This window comes from Mesorhizobium sp. KR2-14 (genome assembly GCF_040049255.1).
Classification (GTDB): Bacteria; Pseudomonadota; Alphaproteobacteria; order Rhizobiales; family Rhizobiaceae; genus Pseudaminobacter.
Map to the genome: position 1 here is coordinate 109,177 of NZ_JBDZDR010000003.1, position 26,675 is coordinate 135,851.

Here is a 26,675-nt window from a genome sequence, read left to right on the forward strand (position 1 = left end):
CACAGGCCCGCGGGAGCTACCAGTTTTCATCTCGACCGGTATTTTTGTCCTGTGCCCATTGCCGGCCGGGTGCCTGCCTGAATGAAAAAAGGCCGCACGAGGCGGCCCTTTGCATATGTTTCAATCCGAAGCGGCGCGCCACGGATGCCGCAGCTTACGCCCAGGGGCGGGTTTCGGCGTATTTCTTCTCAAAGCTGTCGATCGACGGGGCCCTTTCCATGGTCAGGCCGATGTCGTCGAGGCCGTTGAGCAGGCAATGGCGCTTGAAGTCGTCGAGGTCGAACTTGACCACGCCGCCATCGGGCCCGTGGATTTCCTTGGCTTCGAGATCGATGGAGATGGTGGCGTTGGCGCCGCGCGAGGCGTCGTCCATCAGCTTGTCGAGGTCTTCCTGGCTGACCGTGATCGGCAAGATGCCGTTCTTGAAGCAGTTGTTGTAGAAGATGTCGGCGAACGAGGTCGAGATCACGCAGCGGATGCCGAAGTCGAGCAGCGCCCACGGCGCATGCTCGCGGCTGGAGCCGCAGCCGAAATTGTCACCGGCGACGAGGATCTGCGCCTTGCGGTAGGCCGGCTTGTTGAGCACGAAATCGGGATTTTCCGAACCGTCCTCATTGTAGCGCATCTCGGCGAAAAGCCCGGTTCCGAGCCCGGTGCGCTTGATCGTCTTGAGATAGTCCTTGGGGATGATCATGTCGGTGTCGACATTGACGATCGGCAAGGGAGCGGCGACGCCGGTGAGCTTGGTGAACTTTTCCATCGTATCTGACCCGTTCTGTTTCCGGGGAATGTTTCGCCCCTGCTTTACACAAAGCATGCGGTGAATCAAAGAGGCACCGCATGCGACATGTCCGGCAACAGCCCACCCTCAGATGACGTTGAGTTCGCGGAACGGCCGGCCCTCGGCGATGCGGGCGTAGGAGAACGCCGAGCAGTCGATGCTGCGATAGCCGCCATGGACCAGAAACTCGGCCAGCGCCTTGCCCACCGCCGGCGCCTGCTGCAGACCGTGGCCGGAAAAACCGTTGGCGAAGACGAAGTTTTCGACCTCCGGATGCGGCCCGATCACCGCGTTTTGGTCGAGCGTGTTGTAGTCGTAGTGCCCGGCCCAGGCGCGGGTGGCCTTGATCGCCTCGAAGGCGGGCACGCGCGTGGCCAGCACCGGCCAGATATTTTCCTCGAACAGCGACCAGTCGGGATCGAAATCGTTTGCGGCGGCCGGGCCTTCGCCTTCCTCGTTCTCCGCCCCGCCGGTGATGTAGACGCTGCCTTCCGGGCGCACATAGATGCCGCTGGGGTCGACCATCAGCGGCATGTCGGCGAACTTGTCATGCGCCTCGAAGACGAAGACGCTGCGCTTGCGCGGCTCGACCGGCAGCTTGAGCCCCGCCATAGCCGCCACCTTGCCGGCCGACGGGCCGGCGGCGTTGAAGACGGTGCCGGCTTCCAGCCGCTCGCCGTTTTCGAGCGTGACCGCGGTGACGCGGTTGCCTTCGCGCTCGATCCCCGCGACGGCTTGGGTGATGAAATCGACTCGTCTCTCGCGCAGGGCCTTGCGGAACAGCATTAGCATGGCGTGCGCGTCGAACCAGCCCTCTCCCGAGCGCCCATAGGCGCCGGCGGTGATGCCCTCGGTGGAGATCCAGGAAAACCGCTTCTGAAGCGCGGCCGCGTCCTCCAGCACGATGTCGGCGCCCTCGGCCATCTGCGCGGCGTGGTTCTGCTCGAGGATCGACTGGCCGTTCTCACCGGCAAGGATGAGATAGCCGCCTTCGCGGAAACCGATATCGGCACCGGCGCCGAACTCTTGCTCCAGGCGGCGGAACAGGCCCAGCGTGAACTGCGACAGGCGGATGTTTTCGGGGATCGAGAACTGCTGGCGGATCGAGGCGCAGGACAGCGTGGTGGACGAGTAGGTGAATTGCGGGTCGCGCTCGATCAGCGCGATGGAGCCGGTAAAGCCCTCCTCGCGCAGATAGTAGGCGATGGAGCTGCCGACGATCGCCCCGCCGATGATGATGACGTCGTAACGCGCCATATGCATGTTCCCCAATGCTTGCGTTGTCTGGTCGTGCCTTATCAGGGTTTTGCGCGCCCGTCTTGCAAGAGCCAGCATTGCCGGGCAAGAAAGGCCAATGATGCAAGCCCCCCGTCTGCGCCGCTCGGTGCTCTATGTCCCCGCCTCCAACGACAAGGCACTGGCCAAGCTTGCCTCGCTTTCCTGCGATGCGGTGGTGATCGACCTGGAGGACGCGGTAGCCCCTGGCGAAAAGGCTGCAGCCCGCGAAAAACTGGCAAAAATCCTCGGCAACCGCCCAGCGGGGGTTCGCGAGATTGTGGTGCGCGTCAACGCGCTATCGAGCGAATGGGGTGCCGACGACCTTGCAGCCGCAATCGCCTGCCGGCCCGACGGCATATTGCTGCCCAAGGTGGAGACGCCGCGCGACGTGCTGGAGGCCGGCGACCTGCTGGACGAGGCCGGCGCGCCCGAGAGCCTGCGCCTGTGGGCGATGGTCGAGACGCCGCGCGGGCTCATGAACCTCGGCGCGATCGCCGAGCTCGGCCGCGACGCCAACCCTCGCCTGTCGTGCCTGGTGGCCGGGACCAACGACCTGGCGGCCATGACCGGCGTGCTGGCCACACCCGACCGGCGCTACCTGATGCCCTGGCTGATGCAGATGGTGCTGGCCGCGCGCGCCGGCGGGCTCGACATGCTCGACGGCGTCAGCAACGATTTCCGCGACCTCGACGCCTTTGCGGCGGAATGCGGGCACGGCGCCGCCATGGGCTTCGACGGCAAGACGCTGATCCACCCCGCCCAGATCGCGCCGGCGGAAGCCGCGTTCTCGCCTTCGCCAGCTGCGCTGGCCGAGGCCGAGCGGATCGTGGCCGCCTTCGCGCTGCCGGAAAACGCCGGCAAGGGCGCGATCGGCCTCGACGGCCGCATGGTCGAGCTGCTGCATTGCGTGCAGGCCGAAAGGCTTCTGGCCAAGGCGGCGATGATTGCCAAGTGAGCCGAAAAGGCGTGGAATGGAACTTCGTTCGGGAAACGGCTTTTCAGAGAACGACGCCAAACAGGACATCATGGCTTCGGGCCAAACTGCATGGCCACGGCCGAAACGATGCTCAAGGCAACAGCCATGACGGGGAATGACAGATGAAACTCTACCGCTTTCTCACCGGCCCGGACGACGCGAGCTTCTGCCACAAGGTGACGGCCGCCCTGAACAAGGGCTGGCACCTGTTCGGCTCGACCACCTATGCCTATGACGCCGAAACCAAGACCATGAAATGCGGCCAGGCGGTGGTGAAGGATGTCGAGGGCCAGGAATACGACCCCAACATGAAGCTTGGGGAACAATAGCAAGTATGAGGGTGTGGACTGTAAGCGAAGAGAAGGCCGGGACGCTGACCCAGTGCCTCGGTGTCGCGCAAAACCTGGACCCGAACCCGACTGCCAGGATTTTCAGGAAACAAACCCGAGCGGAGCGGATATTTTCTGCATTTCGGCAAAGCGTTGCAGAGAAAGCTCCGGACATCCTCATCTCATGCGGAAGCATCTCCGAGCGTTATGTTGCGGAGATCAAGAAGGCCTATGGTGGCCGGCCGTTTGCCGTGCACCTTCAACCGCCCCGGCGCGACCTGGACTTGTTCGACATGGTGTTCGTCTCCCGTCATGACTGGACGAAGGCGATGGAGCACAAGCCGAAATATTTCAGGATGTCCGGTGTCCCTCATCGGATCAGCCCAGCTCTCCTTGCGACGCGAAGGGAGAGTGCGCGAGCGCGCTTTGCTCCTGGCGGGGAGCCTGTCGTTACCCTGCTCATCGGCGGATCGACTTGGGCCTACGCTTTCGACCGGCAGACCATAGATGGGATTATCGCCACAGCAACTAATCTGGTTGAACGAGGTTACGTCGTTCTCGCATCGACTTCTCGCCGCTCGGAGCCGGAAATTCTTGCTCGGCTGACGGAAATAAATGATCCGCGTATGATCGTTTGGGACCGTACCGGCGACAATCCGTACATCAACTATCTCGCAGCCGCCGACGCTTTCGTCATTACGGCAGACACTGTAACGATGGTCTGCGAGGCCTCGATGTCAGGAAAGCCGATACATATCTTTTCGCCGGCTCGACAGGGAGGGCCGCAGTTTGAACAGGAAAAGTTTGAAAAATTCGAACGGTTCCACGCTGACATGCATGAAAACCTTGGAGTTACGAGGCCGTTCCAAGGTGTGATGGAAGAGTATTCGTATACGGTCGAGGATGAGACCTTGCGCGTCTCGGCACTCATCAAGACGGCTTACGAAAAGAGGCAGTCCAGTCCTATCGGCAACTGAGCCGCTATGTTGCTTCCTCGATGCGCTCCATGTCGTCGTCGCTGAGGCCGAAATGGTGGCCGATCTCGTGGATCAGCACATGGGTGACGATGTCGCCCAGCGTCTCCTCATTCTCGGCCCAGTAGTCCAGAATGGCGCGGCGATAGAGCGTGACGCGGTTGGGCCCCTCGCCGGTCTGCGGGTTCCAGCGCTCGGCGATGCCGCGGCCCTCGAACAGGCCGAGCAGGTCGAAAGGTGTCTCCAGGGCCAGATCGTCCATGATCTCGTCGGTGGGAAATTCGGCGACCTGGATGACGACCTCGCCGGTCAGCGTGCGGAACTCCTCCGGCAGATGCGCATAGGCTTCCAGCGCCAGAAATTCCAGTTCCTCCAATGACGGAGAAAGCTGGTCGTGCCATGCGCGGTTCTTATAGATACGGGCCATTCTGTTTCCTTTTGACCGCATATAGCCTTTTGGCTGGTGCCTTTCGAGTTTTTTACGCGAGGCTGGGGAAATAGGCCTGAAGGCTGCGCGAGAAAGCTTCAATCAACATTTCGAGAGAGGAATAAATTCCTTTTCAAGCGCTTGACTCTGCCGGGGCGCTCTGGAATCAATAAGAACATAACAGGAACAAATATCGGAAAGCACACCGTCATGGCGACGTCCGCCGTGGCGCAGGCAACTGTTTTTGCCTTGCGCCAGAAAATAGCACGCATCGAGGGCACCCTGCCGGAGCGGCTGGTGCCTTCCGCCGAGGCGCGGGCCGGCGAAGGCACGGTGCTGATGCGGCGCCATGGCATCGCGGCGGAACCGTGCTTGGCAACCGGCGCGCAGGCTTTCGATGCGGCCCTCGGCGGCGGCTTGCCGCTGGCCGCGCTGACCGAAATCCATGGCACCGAAACGCGCGATGCCGGGGCTGCTACCGGGCTTGCCCTGGCGCTGACCGGGCTTTTGCTGGCGCAGGCGCGGCAAAGGACACCCATGCTCTGGATCGGCACGGCAGAAATTTTCCGCGAGGCCGGTATGCCCTATGCGCCGGGCCTGTGTGCTCGCTTCGGCATCGGAGCGGACGAGGTTCTGATCGCAGAGGCGCCGAGACTCGCCGACGCCTTGTGGATCGCCGAGGAGGCCGCCGGCCTGAAGGCCTTCTCGGCCGTGCTGCTGGAGATCCGCGGCAACCCGCAAAAGCTCGACCTCACCGCCACGCGCCGGCTGCACCGGCGCGCACTGGGCGCGGGTCGACCGGTCTTCCTGCTGCGGCAGGCAGCCAGACCCGAGCCGACCGCAGCCCCGCTGCGACTCGTCGTCTCGCCGGCAACCGCAGCACCCCGCCACACCATCGCCGGGCCGCTGGCCGGCTCCATCGGTCCGCCGGGCTTTGTCGTCAGGATCGACAAAAGCCGCCTTGCCCTGCCCGGACAGTTCACCCTGGAGTGGAACGCCGATGAACGCTCATTTTCCGAAAGACAGCAGCCGGCCTTCGGGCCAGCGGATTCTGGCGCTGTGGTTTCCGCATCTTTGCACGGAGCGCATCCTGCGCCAGCGGCTGGGGCGGTCGTGGCGTTCGCAGCCGCAGGCGGCCCGCCCGCCGCTGGTCGTCAGCCATCGCGAAAAGAACACGCAGCGCATCGCAGCCCTCGACGAGCAGGCTGAGCGGCTGGGGCTGAAGCCCGGCATGGGCATCGCCGACGCCCGCGCCATGCACCCCGGCATCGAGATCGTCGAGGCGGATCCGGCCGCCGACCGCCGGCTGCTGGAAAGCCTGGCCGACTGGTGCGACCGCTACACGCCACTGGTGGCGCTGGACGGGGCAGACGGCCTGTTCCTCGACATCACCGGCTGCGCCCATCTGTTCGGCGGCGAAAAGGCGCTGCTCGACGACCTGCTGGCACGCTTCTTCCACCAGGGGTTCGACGTGCGCGCAGGACTGGCCTCGACGCCGGGGGCGGCCTGGGCGACGGCGCGCTTCCGCAGCCCCGAGATCGTCGAGCCTGGGGGCGAGGAGAGAGCTCTGGGGCCCCTGCCGCTGGCAGCACTTCGGCTGGAGCCGGCGACCGTCTCCGGCCTCGAAAGCGTGGGGCTGCGCAATGCGGGCTCGGTTCTGCGCAGCCCCCGCGCGCCGCTGGCGCGCCGCTTCGGCGCCGGCCTGATGGCCCGCATCGACCAAGCGCTGGGGCGCATCGAGGAGGCTATTTCGCCGCGCCTGCCCGTCGCGCCGCTTTCGGTGGAGCGGCACCTGGCCGAGCCGATCGGGCTGATGGAAGACATCGAGCGGCTGGTGCTTCTGCTGGCCACGAGCCTGAAGGCGGATCTGGAGCGGCGCGGCGAGGGCGCGCGCGCCCTGCAGCTCTTGCTGTTCCGGGTCGACGGCATGGTCAGCCGCATCGGTGTCGGCACCTCGCGGCCGCTGCGCGCGCCGGATCTCATCGCAAGGCTGTTCCACGAACGGCTGACGGCGCTGGAGGATGCGCTGGACGCCGGCTACGGCTTCGACCTCGTCCGGCTCTCGGTGCTGGCGGCAGCCTCCTTTGACATGGTCCAGACCGATCTTGCCGGCGAGGTGTGCGGCAATGACGAAGACCTCGCCCTCTTCGCCGACCGCGTCGGCGCCCGGCTTGGCGCAGATGTGGTGCAGAAGCCGGTTCTCGTGGCCAGCCATTTGCCGGAACGCGCGGTCGCCGCCATGCCCTTTGCCGCCGCCGATGCGGCGATGCCGGCAAGGGCCAAGCACTCGCCCCTCGCGGCCTCGGAGCGGCCGATCCGCCTGCTTGCCCATCCCGAGCCGGTGGAGGTGGTGGCCGCCGAGATGCCGGAAGGCCCGCCCGCGCGCTTCCGCTGGCGCCGCGTGCTCTACGACGTGGTGCGCGCCGAAGGCCCGGAGCGCATCGCGCCGGAATGGTGGCGCGAAGAGGCGGATGCGCCGACCCGCGACTATTTCCGCGTCGAGGACGGCGCCGGCCGCCGCTACTGGCTGTTCCGCCGGGGGTTTTACGGCACCGGCGACACCGGCCCGCGTTGGTTCATGCAGGGACTGTTCGCATGAAAAAGGAGAACATCCCCCGCGCGCCCGTTGCTTCGCCGGCCTATGTGGAGTTCGGCGTGCAGTCTAATTTCTCCTTCCTGCGCGGCGCCTCGCGGCCGGAGGAACTGGTGGTGGCCGCCTGCCTGCTCGGCCATGCCGGCACGGGCCTTGCCGACCGCAACACGGTGGCCGGCGTGGTGCGCGCCTGGAGCCGGTGAGGCTTGACTACCACCCCGGCTGCCGGCTGGTCTTTGCCGATGGCACGCCCGACATATTGGCCTATCCGCAGGACCGGAAGGGCTGGGGGCACCTGTGCCGCCTGCTGACCCAGGCCAATATGCGCGAGGAAAGCCCGAAGGGCGCGCCGCTGGTCTATGCGGAGGATCTTTTCGAGTGGGGCGAGCACATGTCGCTTGCCGTGCTGCCCAACCTTGCGGCGACGGAGGCCGCCGACCAGCTTGCCCTCATGCGCCAGCTGAGGCAGCGGTTCGACAAAAATGTCTGGCTCGCCGTCGCGCCCGACTATAGCGGCAACGACCGCTTCCGCATCGCCCAGGCCGCCGCAATTGCCCATGCCGCCGGCGTTCCGCTGATGGCGACCAACGACGTTCTCTACCATTCGGCCGACCGACGCCCGCTGCAGGACGTGGTGACCGCGATCCGGCTGAACAAGCCCGTCGCCGAAGCGGGCTTCGAGCTTGCCGCCAATGCCGAGCGCCATTTGAAGTCGTCGGCCGAAATGGCGCGGCTGTTCAAGGCCTGGCCCCAGGCCATTGCCGAGACGCTGCGCTTTGCCGAAACGCTTTCCTTTTCGCTCAGCGAACTCAGCCACAACTATCCCGACGAAACCACGAAGGAGGGCGTGGACCCACAGGAAGAACTGGAGAGGCTGACCTGGGAAGGCGCGCGCGCCCGCTACCCCGAAGGCATTTCCGCGAAGGTGCAGGGCCTGATCCGGCACGAGCTCGCAATCGTCGCCGAAAAAAAATACGCCCGCTATTTCCTGACCGTTCAGGACATCGTTCGTTATGCGCGCTCGGAAGCAGTCGGCATCCTGTGCCAGGGGCGCGGCTCGGCCGCCAATTCGGTCATCTGCTATTGCCTGGGCATCACCGAGGTCGATCCCAACCTGACCGAGGTGCTTTTCGAGCGCTTCGTCTCGACCGAGCGCGACGAGCCGCCCGACATCGACGTCGATTTCGAGCATGAGCGGCGCGACCAGATCATCGCCTATATCTACGAGAAATACAGCGAGGAGCGCACCGCGCTCGCCGCCGCGGTGGTCAGCTATCGCGGCCGCTCGGCGTTGCGCGAGGTGGCCAAGGCGATGGGCCTGTCGGACGATGTCCGCGACGCGCTTTCCGGCTCCGTCTGGGGCTGGTCTTCCTCTGAAGTTGGAGAAAGGGAGGCGAGGGCAGGCGGCCTCGACCGCGCCGACCCGCTGGCGCGACACGTGATCGACCGCGCCAACGACATCATGGGCTTTCCCCGCCATCTGTCGCAGCATGTCGGCGGCTTCGTCATCACCAAGGACCGGCTGGACGAGATCGTCCCCATCGTCAAGACGGCGATGGACGAGCGCAAGATGGTCGAATGGGACAAGGACGACCTCGACACCATCGGCATCCTGAAGGTCGACATCCTCGCGCTCGGCATGCTGTCGTGCCTCAGGCGCGCCTTCGACCTGCTGGAAACCCACTACAGGGTGCGCGACCGCTATGGCAGGCGGCTGACGCTGGCGACGATCCCCAAGGAGGACAGGCGGGTCTACGACATGATCTGCCGCGCCGACACGATCGGCGTCTTCCAGATCGAAAGCCGCGCGCAGATGTCGATGCTGCCGCGCCTGAAGCCGAGAAAATTCTACGATCTCGTCATCGAGGTGGCGATCGTGCGGCCAGGCCCGATCCAGGGCGACATGGTGCATCCCTATCTGCGCCGGCGCGAGGAAAAGGAGAAAGTGGAGTATTACCGCCCCGAGCTGAAGAAGATCCTCAAGCGAACCCTGGGCGTGCCGCTGTTCCAAGAACAGGCCATGAGCATCGCCATCGAAGCCGGCGGCTTCTCGCCGGGCGAGGCCGACCAGCTGCGCCGGGCCATGGCCACGTTCCGGCGCACCGGCACCATCGGCAACTATCGCGACCGCATGGTCAAGGGCATGGTCGCGAAGGGCTATCCGAAAGATTTCGCCGAGCGCTGCTTCAAGCAGATCGAGGGTTTTGGCGAATACGGATTCCCCGAAAGCCACGCCGCCTCATTCGCCCTGCTGGTCTATGCCTCCTGCTGGTTCAAGACCTTCTATCCGGATGTCTTTTGCGCCGCGATCGTCAACTCGCAGCCCATGGGTTTTTACCGCCCGGCGCAGCTCGTGCGCGATGCCCAGGAGCATGGCGTCGAGGTCCGGCCCGTCGACATCAATGCGTCGGACTGGGACTGCACGCTGGAGGCCATGCCCTTCGACCCGATGCGGATCGCGCCCCCCCACACCGAGATGCGCGGCGTGATCAGGTCCGCGCATGCGGTTCGCCTCGGCTTCTGCCAGATCAAGGGGCTCAGTCAGGCCGACATGGAAATTTTCGTGAAGCGCCGCGGCATCGGCTACGATTCGCTGCGCGACGTGTGGCTGCGCTCGGGCCTGCGCATCCACGCCATCGAACGCCTGGCCGAGGCCGACGCCTTCCGCTCGCTGGGGCTCGACCGGCGCGACGCCCTGTGGGCCGTGCGCGCGCTGCGCGGAAGTGGGGCCGAGCGACTGCCGCTGTTCGACCGGACCGAGCTTCGCCTGCGCGACAACGAGCCGGAAATGAAGCTGCCCTCCATGCCGCTCGGCGAGCATGTCGTGCATGACTATCGCTCCCTCGGGCTTTCGCTGAAGGCGCACCCCGTTTCCTTCCTGCGCGCGAAACTCGACCGCGCCGGCATCACCCCCAGTGCGCGGCTGGGCCAGATGGCCAACGGCCAGCGTCTTTCGGTGGCGGGGCTGGTGCTGGTGCGCCAGCGGCCGGGCTCGGCCAACGGCGTCATCTTCATGACGCTGGAAGACGAGGGCGCGACCGCCAACATCGTCGTCTGGCAGAAGGTGTTCGAGCGCTTCCGGGCCGCGGTGCTGGGCGGGCGCTTCGTGCGGGTGAACGGCCGGCTGCAGTCGGTTTCAGGCGTCATCCATGTCGTGGCCGACACGGTCGAGGACCTGTCGCTCTGGCTGGGCGCGCTTTCGGAAGCGGCCCAGCCGGAAGGCCAAGCAGAACAGCGCCAGGGCGACGAAAGCGGCGGACGGCCGAAGACGCGGGCCGCCGGAAATTCCCCCGAGCGCGACCAAAAGATCCTGGCCGAGGGCGTCCACAATGTCATGCCCAAGGGGCGCAATTTCCAGTGAGCGCCAGCGACCTTTCAAGGACCGACGACCTCAGATGGCGATTTTCGCCTCTCTCGAGCGACGGATCCCGGCGCGACCGTATACGCGACGCTAAGATGCCTGGTGGATCTAGCGCCCCTTGCCGGGCCGGGGCTTCTCGTCGATGTCGAGCGTGCGCGCTTCCGACGGCAGCATGATCGGGATGCCGTCGCGCACCGGGTAGGCAAGCCGCGCCTGCCGCGACACCAGTTCCTGGTGCTCCTCGTCCCAGACCAGAGGCCCCTTGGTGAGCGGGCAGGCAAGCAGCTCGAGCAGCTTTACGTCCACCGGGGTGTTTTCCTCTCGCATGATGCTTGCTCCGCCTCGCCGCCCCTATTGCAGCCCCGAACCGAACTCGTCGTTCTCGCGCGCCAGCACCATTTCGGTGATGGCGATCAGCGTATCGGCCCGCGTCTTCAGGTCCGGCGCCTCCAGCAGCGCCTGCTTTTCGGCCGCGCCATAGGGCGCCATCATCGACAGCGCATTGACCAGCATGGCGTTGTCGGCGCGGCTGACGCCTTCCCAATCCGCCTCGAGATCGTTGGCCTCCAGATAGGCCCTAAACACCCGCAGCAGCGACAGCCGGTTGACCTCGCCGCCGCTCGGGTCGTCGGACAGGTCGGTCACGAAGGGCATTATCCGGCATTGGCGGAACGGCGCCTTGACAGCCAGTTCCTGCGCGACCCGGAAACGGCAAACCCCCTGCAGCGAAATGAGATAGCGTCCGTCTCCGGTCTCGGCGAAGGAAGTGATGCGGCCGAGACAGCCGACGGCGCAGATTTCCGGCTCGCCATCATCACGCAGCGCCTCGTCCAGCGAGGGCTGGATCATGCCGATGAGCCGCGCCCCGCCGATCGTCTCGTCGATCATCTGCAGGTAGCGCGGCTCGAAGATGTTGAGCGGCATGCGCCCGCCGGGAAGCAGCAGGGCGCCTGCGAGCGGAAAAACCGGCACGGTCGCCGGAATGTCCTTTCCAAACCGGTAATGCGCATTTCCCGCTTGCAATTTCTCTCCTCCGCACCGTCCCGCTAATGATCTGGTGCGCAGCGCTGCCGGCGCAAGCCCTGCCGTATCCCGCTTTAGGAAAACAGAAGCGACGACAGTTTGCGCCGGGTGGCGAGCGTCACCTCGTCGGCCATGCCCCAGGCCTCGAAAAACTGCAGAAGCTGGGCCCGCGCGCCGTCATCTTTCCACGTCCGGTCCGCCTTCACAATCGCCAGCAGATTGTCGGCCGCCTCCATGCGCATGCCCAGCGCGTTCTGGATCATGGCGAGGTCGAATCGTGCCTCGTGATCGTTCGGGTTCGCGGCCAGCCGGGACTCGAGCTCCGCCGGGTTGCCGAGCGCGGCAGCCTGTTCGGCCAGCGCCAGCTTGGCGCGGACGGCCGAAAGCGCCGGCGCATCGGCCTTGTCCGCCGGCGCGCGCTCCAGCATCTGCCTGGCGGCCTCGACGTCGCCCATCTCGAACAAGAGGTCGGCGAGGCCGGCCAATGCGTCGACATTGTCCGGCGCCTGCTGCAGCACCGCGCCGAAAAGGTCGGCCGCCGTCTGCATGTCGCCGGCGCCGCGCGCCTCCGCGGCAGCGGCCAGCGCATCCGCAATCTGCGGCCCCGGCCCCTTGCCGGCCACCTTGTCGATGAAGGTGCGGATCTGGCTCTCCGGCACGGCGCCCATGAACCCGTCCACCGGCTGGCCATCCTTGAAGGCGATGACGGCGGGAATCGACTGGATGCCGAGTTGGCCGGCGACGGCCGGATGATCGTCGATGTTCATCTTGACCAACTTGACCCGGCCGCCCGCTTCCTGAACCGCCTTTTCCAGCGCGGGGGCAAGTTGCTTGCACGGCCCGCACCAGGGCGCCCAGAAGTCGACGAGAACGGGCTGGCGCCTCGATTCCTGAAGCACATCCGCGGCGAAGCTCGCGGTGGTGATGTCCTTCACCTCGAATGGTTTGGCCGCGCCCGCCGCCTGGCTGGCCGGTTCGGACCCGCCATAGGTGATGTTCGTCGAATAGTGGCCGGCGCCGCCGCCGAATGAATTGTCCTGGTTGCTCATCGCTGCCCTTTCAAACGCGTGCGCGCCTTTTCATCATGCCGCCGCCGGACCACCGGCGAAACACACCTTCGCCCACCATGTGGCGATCATGCCGCAACTTTCAAGACAAGCGGTTCGTGGCCCGTCTCCTTCACGAATCTGACCAGATCGGCATTGGCGATCGACGTCGTCGCCTCGTTGGTCAGCGGATGGGCATTGATGATGTCGTTCTCCATCAATGCGCTGTCCAGGACGAGCTTCACCTTGCCGACAGTGTCGTTGATGAGGCCGAAAACGGTAACTGCGCCGGGCACCACGCCCAGGAGTTCCATCAGCGCCTCCGGCTTGCCGAACGAAACCTTTCCGGAAGCGCCGATGACATGATGAATCTGCTTGAGATCGACCTCGGCGTCTTCGTCCACCGTCACCAGGAAGAAATTGTCCTTCCGGTCCTTCAGGAACAGGTTCTTGGTGTGGCCGCCGGCGATCTCACCGCGCAAGGCCTGCGAATCGGCCACCGTGTAAAGCGGGGGGTGTCTTGTGGTGCTGACCGAAATCCCGAGCGAATCGAGAAATGCGAAAAGCTCATCGGGACTTTTGGGCATGTGACTTCCTGGCTGCTGGATCCGATTCGCAATGGTTTACGGCCAAAGAAGCCACCGAAACAACCCCTCGGGCCCTGCCCACCGGGATTTCGCACCGGCGAAACGCCTGAGCCAAAAGGCTTTTTGGCCGGTGGCGGACGGAAGTTTCGAAGACCGCAATTTTCCCTGTTGCAATCGATCAGCTCTTCGGCCATATAGGCGCGGCTTCCGGCACACAACGGGTCGGGCGAGCGGGTGTAGCTCAGGGGTAGAGCACAACCTTGCCAAGGTTGGGGTCGAGCGTTCGAATCGCTTCACCCGCTCCAGTTTCCTTCGGGAAAACAAGCATTTAAATCGGCCACCTTCGGGTGGCCGTTTTGCTTTCTAGAGCCGGGGAGTGTGCGGGGGAGTCCACTGCATGGTTCTTGATTTCGCATCTGGCCATGATGCATTGACCAAATTTCGCTCTTGTAGCTGAAGGTTTGATCCTGCGCCTGAAGCTAGTTCCCGAACGTTGGCCCTTCTTTCGCAAAATTGCATCGTCGATCGCACTCGAGACGACCAAGATGGTGTAGTCTCCGGCCAAGTGCACGCTTACCATCGACACATTGGACGCTTGGGCGAGACCCTGGAAGCAGATTGCCATGTAGATCGCGTCCACCGCCGCCGCACCACTTGATGAATTATGTAGGTCGTGCCACGAACACGGTCTCCCGCGGGGGGAATAGCAGGGGGATGATGCTTACTCTTACGCAAGTCGATCACGACGACCTCTGCCATGGCTGGTCATGGGTCGTCGAAGACATTGACAGTCTAGCACAGCAGGTCGCGCGGGTTGCTTTGGGTCAATTCCGACATGTCAGTAAGATTTTGGCGGGCGTCGAAGGCGCGGTGCCCTCGACAACCCTTGACCATGCCGCCGACGCCATCGAGCTTCTTACTGTCGAAGACGGCGAAGATCCGTGGCATCGTGACGGATGGATCTTCCAGACCATCTCCTGGATCGCCGCGCACCAAAACTCCCACGGCGCGGTGACGCGGCCGCCCCATATCATCAAGGCTCATAAAGGCTTCGACGGACTGCAGCTCGAGCTTTCCGACGATGGCAAGACCATAGCGGCGGTGATTATCTTTGAAGACAAAGCTACTGACAATGCGCGCGATACGATCCGTAAAGACGTATGGCCCGGCATCGCGAAGTTGGAGTCGGGTAGGCGCGTCAATCAGCTGACACAAGATGTGACGGCAGCGCTCGAGGCTCAAAAGCAGTTCGATCCCGAGCTCGATATCGACGCTGCCATCAGCAACATTCTTTGGAAGGATGCTCGCCGTTACCGCGTCAGTATCACGGTAAGCGACACGCATGTCGAGGCCGCCGCTCGCAAGCGCTTGTTCAAGGGCTATGATGAACAGGCGCCGGGAGACATCAAACGTCGACGCGCCGAGACCATCCATATACCCAAGCTACGCCAATGGATGCAGAAATTTGCTGAGCGGGCTATCGCTCAGGTGAAGGTGATAGCGGCAGATGTTTGATCCGATCACGACGTTGCTTGTCCGAAGCGCGCCCGCTCTGGAAGGCCTCGACATCGAAGGGCTTCCTAAGCGGCTGACCAACGCATTCGCCGATATTGTCTCCGCTCGGATTCGATTGCGGACGGCAGTGGAGCCGGGCGAGCGCACGGAACTGGTCGAAACATTTGCCGAACTGCGCCGCGTGTCTGCCGCTCACGAATCCTATGTCGCACTGCTGCCGGACCGCGAAAATCGAGCTGCAGCCGCGTTCGTGGCTGCATCCGCGCACCAAGCTTGCATGCTCGCAGAGCCTGCTGACGATCCCGGCAGCCGCGTCGACGCCGCCGCTCTTTCTCCCGAGATATGCTCGACGCTCCTCTTCCTTATTGCAGAGGCGCATGCGGACGCTGCCGAAGCGGCTAAGCGCATCATTCCTCATCCTGATGCCAATCCGGTCGAGAGGGCTCTCCTGTTCGCCATCAAAAATCTGGCCCAGGGCAGGCTCAGAGCGATTGTAAGTTCCGATCTACCCGAAATCGCCGGACCGGGAGAAGACACCAGCGAGCGTGCGCTGCAGGCGCTGCAGCTCCTGCTGTTGCGGGGTGTCCATCGGCTTGCAATCCAACTCCGTCTCCGTCGAGATCCATCGAAGAGCGAAGGCGGTGCAGAGACCGCCATGTCTATCTTCTTGCATGCCAAAAGCCTTTGCGCCGAGCGGATCGACGGCGTGCTGACGTCGGGCGACCAGGTCTTCAGTCTTTACCCAGGTCCGCTTCACTTGGCGAACTTGCTGCTGTCGGTAGAGCGCGACCTGATCGAAACAGCCCTCACCAGAATTCCGACGCCCCCAGATGTGTCTGAAGATGGGTGGTGGCGGACTATCCGCCGATTGGCAGGCCAGCGACCCTTCCTGTGGCGCAATCATCGTGAGGCGATTGATAAGGGGTATCTCACGCCAGGCGTATCGTCGTCGATCAGCTTTCCGACAGGTGCCGGGAAGTCGACCTTAGCCGAATTGAAGATCGCGACAGCGCTCTTGCGGGAGCAAAAGGTCGTCTTCCTGGCGCCGACCAACGCTCTTGTAGGCCAAACCGCGCGCACGCTTCAGAAGGCGTTCCGAGACTACGACATTCTTGAGAGCCTCGACGAAGACCTCACCTTTGTGGACTCCGTCGAGCTGCCCGAGGTGACCGTGACAACGCCGGAGCGGTGTCTAATGCTGCTCTCCATCCAGCCTGAAGCATTTGCTGATCTGGGTCTGATCGTTTTCGACGAATGCCACTTGCTCCATCCTCGCGAAGATGACCGCAGTCGGCGCGGGCTAGATTCCATGCTGTGTCTGCTCAACCTGACGCAGATTGCGCCAAACGCAGACCTCCTTCTTCTATCGGCCATGATGAAGAACACGGCCGAGATTGCGGCTTGGGTCAAGTCCCTCACCGGTCGAGAGTGCCTTCCACTCGATCTGGCATGGAAACCGACCCGGCAGGTCCGCGGGTGCGTCGTTTACCCAGCCGACGAGATTGCGCGATTGAATGAAATCTTAGCGCAGGCACGTCGCGACAAGCCCACGCAAAAGACGACGCCAGCACCCGTGAAGCGGCAGTTACTCGCCCATCCTTTCGGGCTCTTCGGCCTGCTTCAGACGTGGAGCACGACGAACCGGGAGGATTACGCATTGCTCCCGCTGTTGCCCGATCGCCAGTCGCTCTCGACGGGCAGGCGGAAAAGCGGCGACTGGTATTTGACTCCAAATGGAAATGAGGTGAGCGGCGCAATCGCCGCCTCGGCAGTCGGCGCCGGGATGAAGACGCTCGTCTTTCTCCAGACCACGGTGTTTTGCGAGAGCTGCGTCAAGAACTTTCCCGACAGGCTGACACCGCGCGCCGTAACCCTCACCGACGAGGAAATTCATTGGCGCAATCTGGTCGTCGAGGAGATGGGCGGCCCGGATCACTGCTACCTCAAACTCGACGATGATGGTGTGCTCCGTACTGGTGCCGCCAGCCACCATGCACTCCTTTTGAAAGACGAGCGAGAGCTGCATGAATCGCTGTTCAAGAGGCGCGACGGCATTGATGTGCTATTCGCGACATCGACGCTGGCGCAGGGGATGAACCTGCCGAGCGAAGTGGTGATCATATCTGGAGACAGCCGGTTCGACCCCGGCGCTGACAGGCTAAAAGCTCTCGAGGCCCATGAGCTGTTGAACGCGGCCGGCAGGGCAGGGCGAGCTGGCGAAGGCGCCCAGGGGTTTGTGCTCCTAGTTCCGAGCAAAGTCATCGATTTCGATGACAAGAAGAATGAAATTAATGGGCATTGGATGGAACTGCAGGCCATCTTCCAGCAGTCGGATCAGTGTCTCGTGATCGATGATCCGATGACGGCTATCCTCGATCAGATCCACAATGGCATCACTACGAGCGGCTTGAGCGCATATCTGCTCAGTAAACTTCCGTTTAAACTCTCGCCGGCGGCTGATGATCCCGCCGTAAGCCTTCTCAAGCGCTCATTCGCGGCATTCAAGGCAAAGGAGGCCGGGAATGAGGCTTGGTTGGAGAGCCGGGTTGCAGCGGCTGTCGCGGCACGCGCGATGGTCGAGCAGCCACAAGAGAGAAAGTGGATCGAGCAGGTCGCAACCGCGACAGGCCTGCCCGTCAGTTTGCTGCAAGAGCTCGTCGACCTCGCAGATGCGGGCAGTTTCGACGGTTCGGCCATTGATGTCATGAACACCCTGCTTGGATGGCTCTCGACCAAACCGGCGGTCCTCTTAGACCTTGTCCGGTCGCAAAGCCTAGAAGAGATGTTCGGGGAGAAATATAAGAAACTCCCTAGTGACAAGGAGCGAGCCGAGCTGGCGCTCGCAACCATCACTCAGCTTTTGCCGCATTGGATGGCAGGTGCGCCCTTGTGCGAGATCGAAGCTGCATATCTTGGGCGTCCCGATCAGCTCGATAAATGCGAATACGCCCGACACTTCGTTGCGCGAATCGTTCCCGACCTAGCTTTCCTGGCCGGCCTTCCGGCACGCCTGATAGCCGCGCGCGACAGGACCGGACTTGAACCACCCCCGCCCCTGCGCACAGTCCTTGCGACAATGGGAAGCATTGTGCGCGAGGGCTGCGATAGCCCGGAGTCGCTCGCCACCAGTATCAATTGCGGTCGAACGGTCTCGCGTGTCGCCTCGCGTAAGGTCTACGACCGTATCAAGAGCTTTGCGCTCACCGGTAGTCCGACCGAGGAATTCGAAGAAACAAGAAATCGTATGCGATCGGCCGACGCCATATCTAATTTCGACCATTTGAGCTAAGTGGCGGCTTTCGTCGATCAGCGGGATACGCTCAGATGACATTGTTCGAACCCGCCGACGGTTTGAACAACACAGGCATTCTTCGACCAAATCAGTACGACGGCGACCAGTCGCGTCACTTCTACAGGAGCGAGGTGCTGGCTGAAGCCTTCCTGTGTGCGTCGCATGGCATCGCGCCAACCCGAACTTCTATGTCGAGACAATTCCACTGCAATAGGCTGTGCAGACACGTTCCGATCACGTGACCTTTTTCGATTTTGGCGCCGGCTTCAGGCCCCAGACTTAGCCAGCTTATCCGCTGCTTCAAATATCCATCGGCGCACAAGCGACCGTGCCTCTTCCAATGTCATGGGTTTTTTAGCCATCTCATGTTTCCCGGCTCGGTGCCGGAACATGGCGTTGGCTGTTTGTGTGAAATTCTTGGTGGGAGCGCTCCCAAGCAAGTCGGCATCGCGCAGACATTCAAAAGCCTTATAGAGCTCGAACCAATCGGGGTTCGATCCGCAATACAGCAAAGCCTGCGAAATTGACTCGTGTGCTAACGCAACCGTCATCCGTTGTTGCGCGCGTGTGGGGGAGGGGGGTGGTTCGATCAACCTTCCAAGTGAGTCATAGATGCAGAGTTCCGGGGATCCCATCCCAAACTGGAAGTGAATTGATTCAGGCTCAAGATGGACTGTGCGGTGGAGCCGTCCATCGCGATCTTCGCAAGTGCCATTTACGACGACTTCAGACTCTCCAATCATCGCAATCACAATGCTGTTCATTTGTCGGACAAGCAGCTTTGCTGCGTCGTACATCTCTCTGGGCTCCGTTACGCCAGAGAGGCTATTGGCCTTTAAGACAAACAGATCGCCGTGTGAGATCATCTCGACGTAAGGATCGAACGGCGCTTTGAAAAGCTCCAACCAATTCTTTCTGTCACGCTCGCTTGCTTGTAGAAATGGCCACATGGCTTTGGCTAGGAAGCCCTCCCAACAAAGGGTGCAAAGAGCGCCGCGACGTCGCTACGATAGCATATGAAGCGATTGGTATCGAAAAAGCCTGCCCCTGCAAAGGTTAGGTGACGGAGGTCTTGCGTCTCGCGCAGGACGCAACCGTTCTCTTAGGAGCGCACCCACCAGATGTCCTTCCAGCCGCAGCTATCGAGAACCTCTTTCCAACCATGCGAGACAGGCACTCGAAACGCATCAACCGGCTCGTCATCCCAAACGGCATCTAGTTCATGAAACTGCCCTATGAGGCTATCACAATGAGCGCAGCCATTGCTCAGGTATCTTCTCCCTTGAGCCCTGCTGGACCGTTCCTTTATCGGTCCAACGCTATGGTGCGATGATACACGGTCGCGGATCATTTCTGCCGGCTGCGGGTATTCTCCGAGGCTCGGAATAGTGACTAGGAATTCCTTGCCGCCCAGCACGATTTGCACGACCGTCACAATGCGAGTTTCGGCCCCGCAGGACCAGCAGAACATCGTGCCGGTTCGAATACGAACCGTGATCTCATCAGCAGGGTCGATGCCAAACCTAAATTTTCCGCCGACGGCAGCCTTAAGGAACTGGTCCATTGGCAACACCTGATGCCACCGATCGGGCTTCTCCCGGTCTCGAGCATGCACGTCTTCTGTTTTGGGAATTAGCGCTGTCATCCCTTCCTGGATGTTCCCGCCTATGCAGACGGCCGGAAGGCTTTTGGTAATCGGAAAGCCCGGTTGGCGCAGCAACCAAAGCCCGCGAACACCCGAGCGACGGTAGCGTTCTTGCCGCCCGAGAGTCTCCTCCGGCGTCTGTCCTGACCATTGAATTTCTATCGCGATCCTGAGATCTCCTCTCTTTGCAAGGACGTCAGCTTTCCACAATGTGCCGTCGGGTGCCGCCCCGGCGTGCTCTGTTTCAGCATCCCACCCACATGCACGGACTGCCTCCACGGTGAGTCGCTTCAGGTGCAAATGCTCCTCAGTTTCCGGAACCCGGTCGCACTGACCAATGACCTTGTGGGCGAAAAACCTCGTTCCTCGGGTAGATCGCTTAAGCACAACTGATGCCTGGCAGCATGGCATGCGCAAATTTTGAAACCGTCTGTTTTCGAGTAACAGTGCTCGCCATTCTACGTCCGATAAATCGAACGATTGAATGCTGTTACCACTTGAGTGGAGGCATCGGAGAGGCATGCCTGGCTACCTGTTTCCAACTCTCTTAGGAAAACCTAGAGAAATAGAATTGCACAATCGTATTGCATGAAAAATCGGTGAGATATGCCTTACAGACGCGAATTTGAATTACCGCCAGTCGTCGCTGAGCTAGTCACTGCCCGCAATAAATTGCGGGAACACTACAAGGGTGCTGGTCTGAATTTCACGCTAGACGGCAACCTGGTGGGCGACATCGGGGAAGCGGTCGCGGCCGAGCTGTTTGGTATCAAGCTAGTCGCTGCAAACGGTGCCGGGGTGGACGGTCACGCAGCTGACGGGAGATCTGTCCAGGTAAAGGTGACGGGAACGGGACGAGGTCCGGTTTTCAGATGTGTCGATACCCGGGCCGACCACTTGCTGTTCTTTGATATCGATTTCGGCAAGCTGCGAGGCAAGATCGTTTTTAATGGTCCGGAGAGGATCGCACTGGCCAAGATGCCTAAGAGCTGGCTAGGGCAACGTCCAGTGACCAAGGCCCAGATCAGAGAAGCCGATGCCCTGGTACGTATTGAGGATCGCCTGCGTCGATTAGACGTCTAAACGCAGCGCGCTTCCAACAAACAAAGAGCGCTGCAAGGACACTTCTTGCGCAGCGAGCCTCGTTGTGACGAAACTTAAACTGACTTGGGAGGGGGAAATGGCTTTAGAACGGAGCACGCGCAACGTAACGCGACCGGCGGTTCTCGCTGCCTTGGCCGAATACAAGAAAATCGGCCAGAAGGCGTTCCTCAAGAAGTATGGCTACAAACCTGCTCGGACCTATCGACTCTGGCACGAGGGTGAGCCCTACGACAGCAAGGCAATCATAGGGGCAGCGTTTGGCTATCTTCCAGGTAGCCCCAAGCCGCTCCGCTATGATGAATTCAGCGGTGGTCTGGTCCACGTCGTTCCCGTCCTGAAGGAATTGGGCTTCAGCTTTGATCAACCTGCGGACGTCGTGACAAAGGGGAAGAACCCGCTTTGGACGCGCGATCAGCTCATCCTCGCGCTTGACCTCTACGTGAGGCATGATGGTCGCGATCCGGGCGCCAATCATCCTGAAGTGATCGAAATATCAGCGCTGCTGAAGCAGATGGCGACCGAGATCGGGCAGGCGACCTTTCGCAATCCCAACGGGGTTATCATGAAACTGATGAACTTCCGCAGCCTGGATCCTGCATTCACCGGCAAGGGTGGCAAAGGGCTGGATGGAGCAAGCAAGTTGGACAAGGCGGTTTGGTCTGAGTTCTACGGTAAGCCCCAGCAGCTGGCCATTGCTGCGGAAGCTGTGCGCGCGGCCGTGGTAGAGAACCTATCCGACGACGAATCTGATGAGATTCAGAGCTACAGCGTCAAAGAAGGCAAAGTATCTTATCGCTACCACCGCGTGCTTGAACGCAAGGGGGCGGTGGTGTCTTTGCGGAAGCGAGCTGCGCTGACGAAGCACGGAAAGTTGGATTGTGAGGCGTGCGGCTTCGATTTCGTAGCGGTCTATGGGCCGCGCGGTTATGGCTTTATCGAAGCTCACCACACCAACCCTGTCCACGCGATGAAGGAAGGTGACGAAACGGCGCCCGAAGACCTCTCGCTCCTCTGCTCGAATTGCCACCGCATGATCCACAAGGCAAAGCCCTGGCTCACAGTTGATGAGTTAAAGGCCTTGCTAGTGAACGCATGATGCGGGCAAGCGGAGGACGCCACTCTACTGCGATCATGTTAGGAAGGTCGGCGTGAACGGATTACTGCTCCACCATACACCAACCAAGGTTAGGATGCCGTGCCTCAATGCCGTCTCCTGCAATCAGTCGCTAGTCGGTGGGGGCAAAGCCTTATAGCTAGTTTTGAAGTCCCCACCCCCTCAAAAAAACTCCCCGAGGGCTCAGCCCATCCCCCCGTTCGCGGCAATCGCGACGATGTAGAGAGCGATCCCCCACCCATAGCGGGCTAACAAATCACCACTGCTTGCTGTCGAAATGTCCAGCAGTAGTTCACATTGCGGTGACTTATCAGATCACCGTTATATCATTCTTCCTGCTTAATCTTCCTGGAAGGCGTGAGCGAAGCTGTCGGCAAAAGGCTGAAAGAGATATTCGAGCATCGTGCGCTCACCCGTCACAATGGACACATCAACCGGCATGCCCGGATAAAGCTTCACGTAGGGAAGGTGCTTGAACTGGGCGGCATCCACCTCGACCGTCGCCGTGAAATATGTCGTTCCGGTTCGCTCCTCGACCACCGCATCAGCCGAGACGCGGGTGAGCATTCCTTCCAGCGTCGGTGTCACCCGCTGCTTGAAAGCCACGAGGCGCACCGCTGCCGGCAGGCCAGGGCGCACGACATCAATATCCAGCGGCTGGATCTTCACGTCCAGCACCATCTTGTCCTGTAACGGTACGAGGTCGAGAAGGGCGCCACCCGGCGCGACCACCCCGCCCGACGTGAAATAGCGGAGGTTCATAACCACCCCGTCCTCGGGAGCGGATATCTCCCGGCGCTCGACACGCGCGCCGGACTTCGCGAGCGTCTTTTCGAGCTCGGAGCGCTTGATCTGAACTGCGCGAAGGTCCTCGGAGGCGGTCTTGACCTGTGAGGCCCGTAAGTTCTCGATCTGCGCCTCGGCCTCTGCGATCTGCTGCCTGAGGCCTTCGATCCGCGCCCGATTCCCCTCCGCGTCGCCTTCATTGGCGGTGATCTGTCGCTCCAAGCCTAACGCGCGGGACTTCACCCCGTAGCCCTTCTTAAGAAGCGTCCGGGCATCCTCCAGCTCCTCTCGAAGCGAAGGGAGCTGCTGCTCGATCGCGTAGATCTGAGAGACCAGCGCCGAGATCAAGGCCTGGTGCTGAGCGATCCGCTGTCGCCAGACCTCGACCTGGGCCTTCAGCACCTCGGCCTGGTCCGAGAAGATGCGCTCCTGCCCGGTGATCGCCTCGGCGACGGCCGGCTCGTTCCGCCGGGCTACCAGCTCCGCCGAAAACGTAATCTCGGTGAGACCGTTGCGCTGCGCCGAGAGACGGGCTTCGCTAGCTAGCAGTGCATCTAGCTCATCACGTGCAGAATTGCGGTCGGACTCGGCATCGAGTCCGTCGAGCCGGACCAGCACCTGCCCCTTTTTGACCGCATCCCCCTCGCGGACCAGGATTTCCTGGATGATCCCGCCCTCCAGATGCTGGACGGTCTTGCGGTTGCTGTCGGCCTTGACGACGCCTGGCGCAACCGCCGCACTCGTCAGCGGAGCAGTCGCCGCCCAGAAGCCGAAGCAGCCGAACATCAGTCCGATCACGGCAAGGCCGCCGACGACATGGCTGTGAACCGGTGGGTGGGTGGGCGGCGGCGCCAGCTCCAGGGTTCCCAAGTGCGGGGCCGTTCTCATTATGCGCTCCTTTCGGAGCTGACGACCCTTATCTGAGGCTCCGGACGACGCAGCTGAGCGAGCACTGCGTCGCGCGGGCCGAACATCTGCGCGTGGCCTTCATTGAGCACCAGCACGGAGTCGACATGCGTCATCAGCGATGGCCGGTGGGCAACTATCACGACAGTGGAGCCGGCAGCTTTCAATTTGGCAATTGCCTCGTTCAGCGCCTCCTCTCCGGCAGCATCGAGGCTGGAATTTGGCTCGTCAAGCACCACCAGCGCGGGGTGGCCGTAGAGTGCTCGGGCGAGGCCGATGCGCTGGCGCTGGCCGCCGGAAAGCACCGAGCCCTGCTCGCCGATCTCGGTGTCGTACCCCCTGGGAAGTCTCAGGATCATCTCATGCACACCGGCCATCTTCGCTGCGGCGACGACCTCGGCCGGGACGCCTTCCTCCATGCGGGCAATGTTCTCGCGGATCGTGCCGGGGAAGAGCTCGACATCCTGCGGCAAGTAGCCGACGTGGCGGCCGAAATCGGCTCGGCTCCAAGCAAACACGTCCGCACCGTCGAGTCGCACCTGGCCGTGCTGCGGCGAAGCCATGCCGACGAGCAGCCGGGCGAGGGTCGATTTGCCCGCCGCCGAGGGGCCGATCACCGCCAGCACCTGGCCGGGCGAGAGCGCGAACGCGACGTTCTTCAGCACCGCTGCTCTCGCACCCGGCGGCACATAGGTCACAGCTTCGACCGTAAGGCGTCCCTGCGGGCGCGGCAGCTCCATCCCGGTCGGGCGTAGCGGCGGGGCATCGAACAGCCGGTTGAGCCTGCCCCATGCCTCACGTGCGCCGGTTGTCTGTTTCCATGTGGCAATCGCCTGTTCGACCGGAGCGAGCGCGCGCGACATGATGATCGAGGCCGCAATCATCGCACCGGGTGAAACCTCGTGGCGTAGCGAAAGCCAGGCGCCAAGCCCGAGCACCGCGACCTGCAGAAACATGCGGAACGGCTTAGTGAACGCATTGATGAGGCCGGCGCGCTCGCTGGCGAGCGACTGCAGCGCAAGCACCTCGACGTTCGCCGCGTCCCACCGCCGCAATAGCGTGCCACCCATCCCCATGCCGTCAATCACCTCGGCGTTGCGGAAGCCCGCATCAGCCGCTTGGTAAGCACGGGCGGAACCCGCAGTGGCTTGCTTGAGCGCCCCCGCCGTCAACGCGTTGTTGGCGAGCGCCAACGCAAACAGGATTATCCCGCCGCCGAGCGCCAGCAGCCCAAGCAGCGGGTGCAGCAGGAAAATGAAGATGAGATAGAGCGGCATCCACGGGGCATCGAACAGCGCCATGATGCCGCCGCCGCTTAGGTAGCCACGCAAGGTGGCGAGGTCACGCAGCGCCTCTGTCCGATAGGCTGCGCCGCGCAGCGCGTTTTCAAGCCCGCGCCCCAGCACCTGCGGCGACAGCACACGGTCGATCCAAGTGCCTAGTTGCACCAAGAGACGCGAGCGGAAGAATTCGAGCCCTCCCATCGCTGCGAGCGCGGCGGTCGCGATCAGCGTCAGATAGACGAGCGTCTCCACGCTGCGGCCGGTCAGCACTCGGTCATAGACCTGCAGCATGTAGACCGATGTCGACAGCACGAGCAGGTTGATGAAGAAGCTGAAAGCCGCCACCGCGGCGAAACCGCCGCGGCAACTGGAGAGGGCATGCTTGAGCGGAGACTGACATTGCATCGTGCTGATCTCTGCCTATTGCCCTCCATGAAGGCGTCAGGCGTTCAGATTGAAGTCGCTAGAGGTGAGTGTGGAGACCCCCATCAGGTGGATTTCGATTATATCGGCCCCGCTTGTTACGCTCTGCGCCGAACTTCCGGTATTGGCGTAAACAACCATATTGCCGGCACCATCGCTCTGCCAGGCCACGGTTTGGGCGGCGACAAGTCCATCAGAGACGGTGCCAAAGCCCTTTAGACCCAAGCTTTGCGCAAACTCGATGAAGTCGTGACCCGAATTCCCCGTTCCGTGTTGAAAGTCGAGAATCGTGTCGAAGGCAGCGCGGTTCGAGTCTTCCACCGCAGTGTAGACAAAATGATCATCGCCGGCTCCGCCACTCAGCCAGTCAGCGCCACCCAAGCCCTTGATCGTGTCGTTGCCGCTCCCGCCGAAGATGTAATCGACTCCGCTGGAGCCCGTCAGGCTGTCGGCGCCAGCTCGACCGTCGGCGATGTTGGGATTGGTGCTGCTGAGAACAATTCGATCGCCACCGGAACCATTGCCGACCCAGATGTTGAACGTTTGGGATGACACCGCCCCGTGGCTGTCAGTGGCGGTAACGGTGAGTGCCCCGTCCAGTATATTCCCGTTACCTACGTTGATACTCAATGCACCGTTGCTGGAAACGGAGACCGAACCCTTGCTGGTGGGGCTCGGGCTGAAGCTGCCTGTGTAAGTAACGACGTCCTGCGGGTCCTGGTCTGTTGCGACAAAGGAACCGAGGGTGGGATTCGGTCCATCCGGTGACGGGCTCGAGCTTGGAACAAAGATCGGAGCACTGGGCGCGTGGTTCGTCACCGGCTCGTCCGCACCGTTCACCGTGATGTCGATGACATGGTCCGTGCCATCGGCCGACTTCACATGGATCAGATCGTGTGGATGGTCCGCGGACGTCAGAGCCTGCACGTTGGCCGCACCGTTGTTGAGCGTATAGACCCAGTTTCCGGTGGCGTCGATGGTCAGCGACCCGTATGTGCCCTTGATCGGGTTGTTGCTTTCGCGCACTTGGAAAGAACTCTCGTCCGCATCGGGGTCGCTGATCGTCAGCTTGCCGCTTGTGGTGAGCGTGGCGTCCTCCGTAACTGATCCCGTGCTCGTGCCGGTGATCACAGCCGCGTCGTTGCTGCCGTGGATGGTGACGGTGATGAGCTGCGCGGTGCCGTCGGCGGTGTGCACGGTGATGCTGTCGGTGTAGTCCAGCCCCTCGACGA

At 62.2% G+C, this 26,675-nt stretch carries 21 protein-coding genes, 1 tRNA gene and 1 pseudogene; 11 read left to right on the plus strand and 12 right to left on the minus strand.

The genetic code is table 11. The features are described 5' to 3' along the window. Window positions 1–154 precede the first annotated feature (154 nt). Window positions 155–760, minus strand: coding sequence for a 3-isopropylmalate dehydratase small subunit (gene leuD, locus ABLE86_RS09545; protein ID WP_348778716.1), 606 nt, complete (start codon window positions 758–760; stop codon window positions 155–157). Between the two features lie 108 nt (window positions 761–868). Continuing rightward, the gene (locus tag ABLE86_RS09550; RefSeq protein ID WP_348778717.1) at window positions 869–2,038 is read right to left on the minus strand and encodes an FAD-binding oxidoreductase; all 1,170 of its coding nucleotides are present in this window, start codon (window positions 2,036–2,038) and stop codon (window positions 869–871) included. 97 nt (window positions 2,039–2,135) lie between these two features. Between ABLE86_RS09550 and ABLE86_RS09555 the strand changes: the two genes are divergently transcribed. From ABLE86_RS09555 to ABLE86_RS09565, 3 genes are all read left to right on the plus strand, one after another. Beyond that, on the plus strand, window positions 2,136–3,014 hold the full coding sequence (locus tag ABLE86_RS09555) for a CoA ester lyase (RefSeq protein WP_348778718.1): 879 nt from the start codon (window positions 2,136–2,138) through the stop codon (window positions 3,012–3,014). Between the two features lie 143 nt (window positions 3,015–3,157). Beyond that, window positions 3,158–3,364 carry a DUF1737 domain-containing protein gene (locus tag ABLE86_RS09560; RefSeq protein WP_348778719.1) on the plus strand — a complete coding sequence of 69 codons (207 nt, stop codon included), beginning with the start codon at window positions 3,158–3,160 and terminating at the stop codon, window positions 3,362–3,364. Window positions 3,365–3,369: 5 nt separating this feature from the next. Further along, window positions 3,370–4,341 carry a mitochondrial fission ELM1 family protein gene (locus tag ABLE86_RS09565; protein WP_348778720.1) on the plus strand — a complete coding sequence of 324 codons (972 nt, stop codon included), beginning with the start codon at window positions 3,370–3,372 and terminating at the stop codon, window positions 4,339–4,341. Window positions 4,342–4,345: 4 nt separating this feature from the next. Here the strand turns inward: ABLE86_RS09565 and ABLE86_RS09570 are convergent, their stop codons facing one another. Further along, on the minus strand, window positions 4,346–4,765 hold the full coding sequence (locus ABLE86_RS09570; protein ID WP_348778721.1) for a metallopeptidase family protein: 420 nt from the start codon (window positions 4,763–4,765) through the stop codon (window positions 4,346–4,348). Window positions 4,766–4,975: 210 nt separating this feature from the next. Here ABLE86_RS09570 and ABLE86_RS09575 point away from each other — a divergent pair, with 210 nt between their 5' ends. From ABLE86_RS09575 to ABLE86_RS09585, 3 genes and pseudogenes are all read left to right on the plus strand, one after another. Next, entirely contained in the window at window positions 4,976–5,974 is a 999-nt protein-coding gene (locus tag ABLE86_RS09575; RefSeq protein WP_348778722.1) for a hypothetical protein, read from the plus strand. After that, on the plus strand, window positions 5,949–7,364 hold the full coding sequence (locus ABLE86_RS09580; RefSeq protein WP_348779203.1) for a DNA polymerase Y family protein: 1,416 nt from the start codon (window positions 5,949–5,951) through the stop codon (window positions 7,362–7,364). The genes ABLE86_RS09575 and ABLE86_RS09580 overlap by 26 nt, the downstream gene beginning before the upstream one ends. Beyond that, window positions 7,361–10,719, plus strand: a pseudogene (locus tag ABLE86_RS09585) (error-prone DNA polymerase). Before ABLE86_RS09580 ends, ABLE86_RS09585 begins: the two are co-directional and overlap by 4 nt. A 108-nt stretch (window positions 10,720–10,827) precedes the next feature. Here the strand turns inward: ABLE86_RS09585 and ABLE86_RS09590 are convergent. The 4 genes from ABLE86_RS09590 to ABLE86_RS09605 all read right to left on the minus strand — a co-directional run bounded on the left by ABLE86_RS09590 (window position 10,828) and on the right by ABLE86_RS09605 (window position 13,375). Next, complete coding sequence (locus ABLE86_RS09590) at window positions 10,828–11,046, minus strand: Trm112 family protein (protein WP_348778723.1); 219 nt, start codon at window positions 11,044–11,046, stop codon at window positions 10,828–10,830. A 24-nt stretch (window positions 11,047–11,070) separates the two neighbouring features. Beyond that, window positions 11,071–11,742 (minus strand): LON peptidase substrate-binding domain-containing protein, encoded by a 672-nt coding sequence (locus ABLE86_RS09595; RefSeq protein ID WP_348778724.1) that lies wholly within the window; start codon window positions 11,740–11,742, stop codon window positions 11,071–11,073. A 74-nt stretch (window positions 11,743–11,816) separates the two neighbouring features. Next, window positions 11,817–12,791: a thioredoxin gene (gene trxA / locus ABLE86_RS09600; RefSeq protein ID WP_348778725.1), complete on the minus strand. Its 975-nt coding sequence runs from the start codon at window positions 12,789–12,791 to the stop codon at window positions 11,817–11,819. Window positions 12,792–12,877: 86 nt separating this feature from the next. Continuing rightward, entirely contained in the window at window positions 12,878–13,375 is a 498-nt protein-coding gene (locus tag ABLE86_RS09605; protein ID WP_348778726.1) for a prolyl-tRNA synthetase associated domain-containing protein, read from the minus strand. Window positions 13,376–13,605: 230 nt separating this feature from the next. Between ABLE86_RS09605 and ABLE86_RS09610 the strand changes: the two genes are divergently transcribed. From ABLE86_RS09610 to ABLE86_RS09620, 3 genes are all read left to right on the plus strand, one after another. Then, window positions 13,606–13,680, plus strand: a tRNA-Gly gene (locus tag ABLE86_RS09610). A gap of 409 nt (window positions 13,681–14,089) precedes the next feature. Further along, complete coding sequence (locus tag ABLE86_RS09615; protein WP_348778727.1) at window positions 14,090–14,890, plus strand: hypothetical protein; 801 nt, start codon at window positions 14,090–14,092, stop codon at window positions 14,888–14,890. Then, window positions 14,883–18,179 carry a DEAD/DEAH box helicase gene (locus tag ABLE86_RS09620; protein WP_348778728.1) on the plus strand — a complete coding sequence of 1,099 codons (3,297 nt, stop codon included), beginning with the start codon at window positions 14,883–14,885 and terminating at the stop codon, window positions 18,177–18,179. The genes ABLE86_RS09615 and ABLE86_RS09620 overlap by 8 nt, the downstream gene beginning before the upstream one ends. Window positions 18,180–18,448: 269 nt before the next feature. On the opposite strand, the gene ABLE86_RS09625 is transcribed toward ABLE86_RS09620, so the two are convergent. Next, window positions 18,449–19,087, minus strand: coding sequence for a hypothetical protein (locus ABLE86_RS09625; RefSeq protein ID WP_348778729.1), 639 nt, complete (start codon window positions 19,085–19,087; stop codon window positions 18,449–18,451). Window positions 19,088–19,284: 197 nt separating this feature from the next. Then, entirely contained in the window at window positions 19,285–19,746 is a 462-nt protein-coding gene (locus ABLE86_RS09630; protein ID WP_348778730.1) for a hypothetical protein, read from the minus strand. A gap of 687 nt (window positions 19,747–20,433) precedes the next feature. Here ABLE86_RS09630 and ABLE86_RS09635 point away from each other — a divergent pair. Both ABLE86_RS09635 and ABLE86_RS09640 read left to right on the plus strand, forming a co-directional pair. Then, window positions 20,434–20,910, plus strand: a complete 477-nt coding sequence (locus ABLE86_RS09635) for a hypothetical protein (protein ID WP_348778731.1) — start codon at window positions 20,434–20,436, stop codon at window positions 20,908–20,910. A gap of 97 nt (window positions 20,911–21,007) precedes the next feature. Continuing rightward, window positions 21,008–22,027: an HNH endonuclease gene (locus tag ABLE86_RS09640; protein WP_348778732.1), complete on the plus strand. Its 1,020-nt coding sequence runs from the start codon at window positions 21,008–21,010 to the stop codon at window positions 22,025–22,027. A gap of 357 nt (window positions 22,028–22,384) precedes the next feature. On the opposite strand, the gene ABLE86_RS09645 is transcribed toward ABLE86_RS09640, so the two are convergent. From ABLE86_RS09645 to ABLE86_RS09655, 3 genes are all read right to left on the minus strand, one after another. Continuing rightward, a complete protein-coding gene (locus tag ABLE86_RS09645) occupies window positions 22,385–23,719 on the minus strand; it encodes an HlyD family type I secretion periplasmic adaptor subunit (RefSeq protein WP_348778733.1) in 1,335 nt (444 codons plus the stop codon). Next, complete coding sequence (locus tag ABLE86_RS09650) at window positions 23,719–25,425, minus strand: type I secretion system permease/ATPase (protein WP_348778734.1); 1,707 nt, start codon at window positions 25,423–25,425, stop codon at window positions 23,719–23,721. The genes ABLE86_RS09645 and ABLE86_RS09650 overlap by 1 nt, the downstream gene beginning before the upstream one ends. Before the next feature lie 36 nt (window positions 25,426–25,461). Then, window positions 25,462–26,675, minus strand: a 1,214-nt coding sequence (locus ABLE86_RS09655) for a VCBS domain-containing protein (RefSeq protein ID WP_348778735.1), incomplete at its 5' end; no start/stop codon positions are given.

What these genes read in the sequence shown, in the direction of transcription:
- ABLE86_RS09575 (WP_348778722.1), top strand. Translation starts at nt 4,976, where the DNA reads ATGGCGACGTCCGCCGTGGCGCAGGCAACTGTTTTTGCCTTGCGCCAG.
- ABLE86_RS09640 (WP_348778732.1), top strand. Translation starts at nt 21,008, where the DNA reads ATGGCTTTAGAACGGAGCACGCGCAACGTAACGCGACCGGCGGTTCTC.
- ABLE86_RS09560 (WP_348778719.1), top strand. Translation starts at nt 3,158, where the DNA reads ATGAAACTCTACCGCTTTCTCACCGGCCCGGACGACGCGAGCTTCTGC.
- ABLE86_RS09590 (WP_348778723.1), bottom strand. Translation starts at nt 11,046, where the DNA reads ATGCGAGAGGAAAACACCCCGGTGGACGTAAAGCTGCTCGAGCTGCTT.
- ABLE86_RS09615 (WP_348778727.1), top strand. Translation starts at nt 14,090, where the DNA reads ATGATGCTTACTCTTACGCAAGTCGATCACGACGACCTCTGCCATGGC.
- ABLE86_RS09635 (WP_348778731.1), top strand. Translation starts at nt 20,434, where the DNA reads ATGCCTTACAGACGCGAATTTGAATTACCGCCAGTCGTCGCTGAGCTA.
- leuD (WP_348778716.1), bottom strand. Translation starts at nt 760, where the DNA reads ATGGAAAAGTTCACCAAGCTCACCGGCGTCGCCGCTCCCTTGCCGATC.
- ABLE86_RS09570 (WP_348778721.1), bottom strand. Translation starts at nt 4,765, where the DNA reads ATGGCCCGTATCTATAAGAACCGCGCATGGCACGACCAGCTTTCTCCG.
- ABLE86_RS09605 (WP_348778726.1), bottom strand. Translation starts at nt 13,375, where the DNA reads ATGCCCAAAAGTCCCGATGAGCTTTTCGCATTTCTCGATTCGCTCGGG.
- ABLE86_RS09650 (WP_348778734.1), bottom strand. Translation starts at nt 25,425, where the DNA reads ATGCAATGTCAGTCTCCGCTCAAGCATGCCCTCTCCAGTTGCCGCGGC.
- trxA (WP_348778725.1), bottom strand. Translation starts at nt 12,791, where the DNA reads ATGAGCAACCAGGACAATTCATTCGGCGGCGGCGCCGGCCACTATTCG.
- ABLE86_RS09555 (WP_348778718.1), top strand. Translation starts at nt 2,136, where the DNA reads ATGATGCAAGCCCCCCGTCTGCGCCGCTCGGTGCTCTATGTCCCCGCC.
- ABLE86_RS09630 (WP_348778730.1), bottom strand. Translation starts at nt 19,746, where the DNA reads ATGGACCAGTTCCTTAAGGCTGCCGTCGGCGGAAAATTTAGGTTTGGC.
- ABLE86_RS09565 (WP_348778720.1), top strand. Translation starts at nt 3,370, where the DNA reads ATGAGGGTGTGGACTGTAAGCGAAGAGAAGGCCGGGACGCTGACCCAG.
- ABLE86_RS09550 (WP_348778717.1), bottom strand. Translation starts at nt 2,038, where the DNA reads ATGGCGCGTTACGACGTCATCATCATCGGCGGGGCGATCGTCGGCAGC.
- ABLE86_RS09620 (WP_348778728.1), top strand. Translation starts at nt 14,883, where the DNA reads ATGTTTGATCCGATCACGACGTTGCTTGTCCGAAGCGCGCCCGCTCTG.
- ABLE86_RS09645 (WP_348778733.1), bottom strand. Translation starts at nt 23,719, where the DNA reads ATGAGAACGGCCCCGCACTTGGGAACCCTGGAGCTGGCGCCGCCGCCC.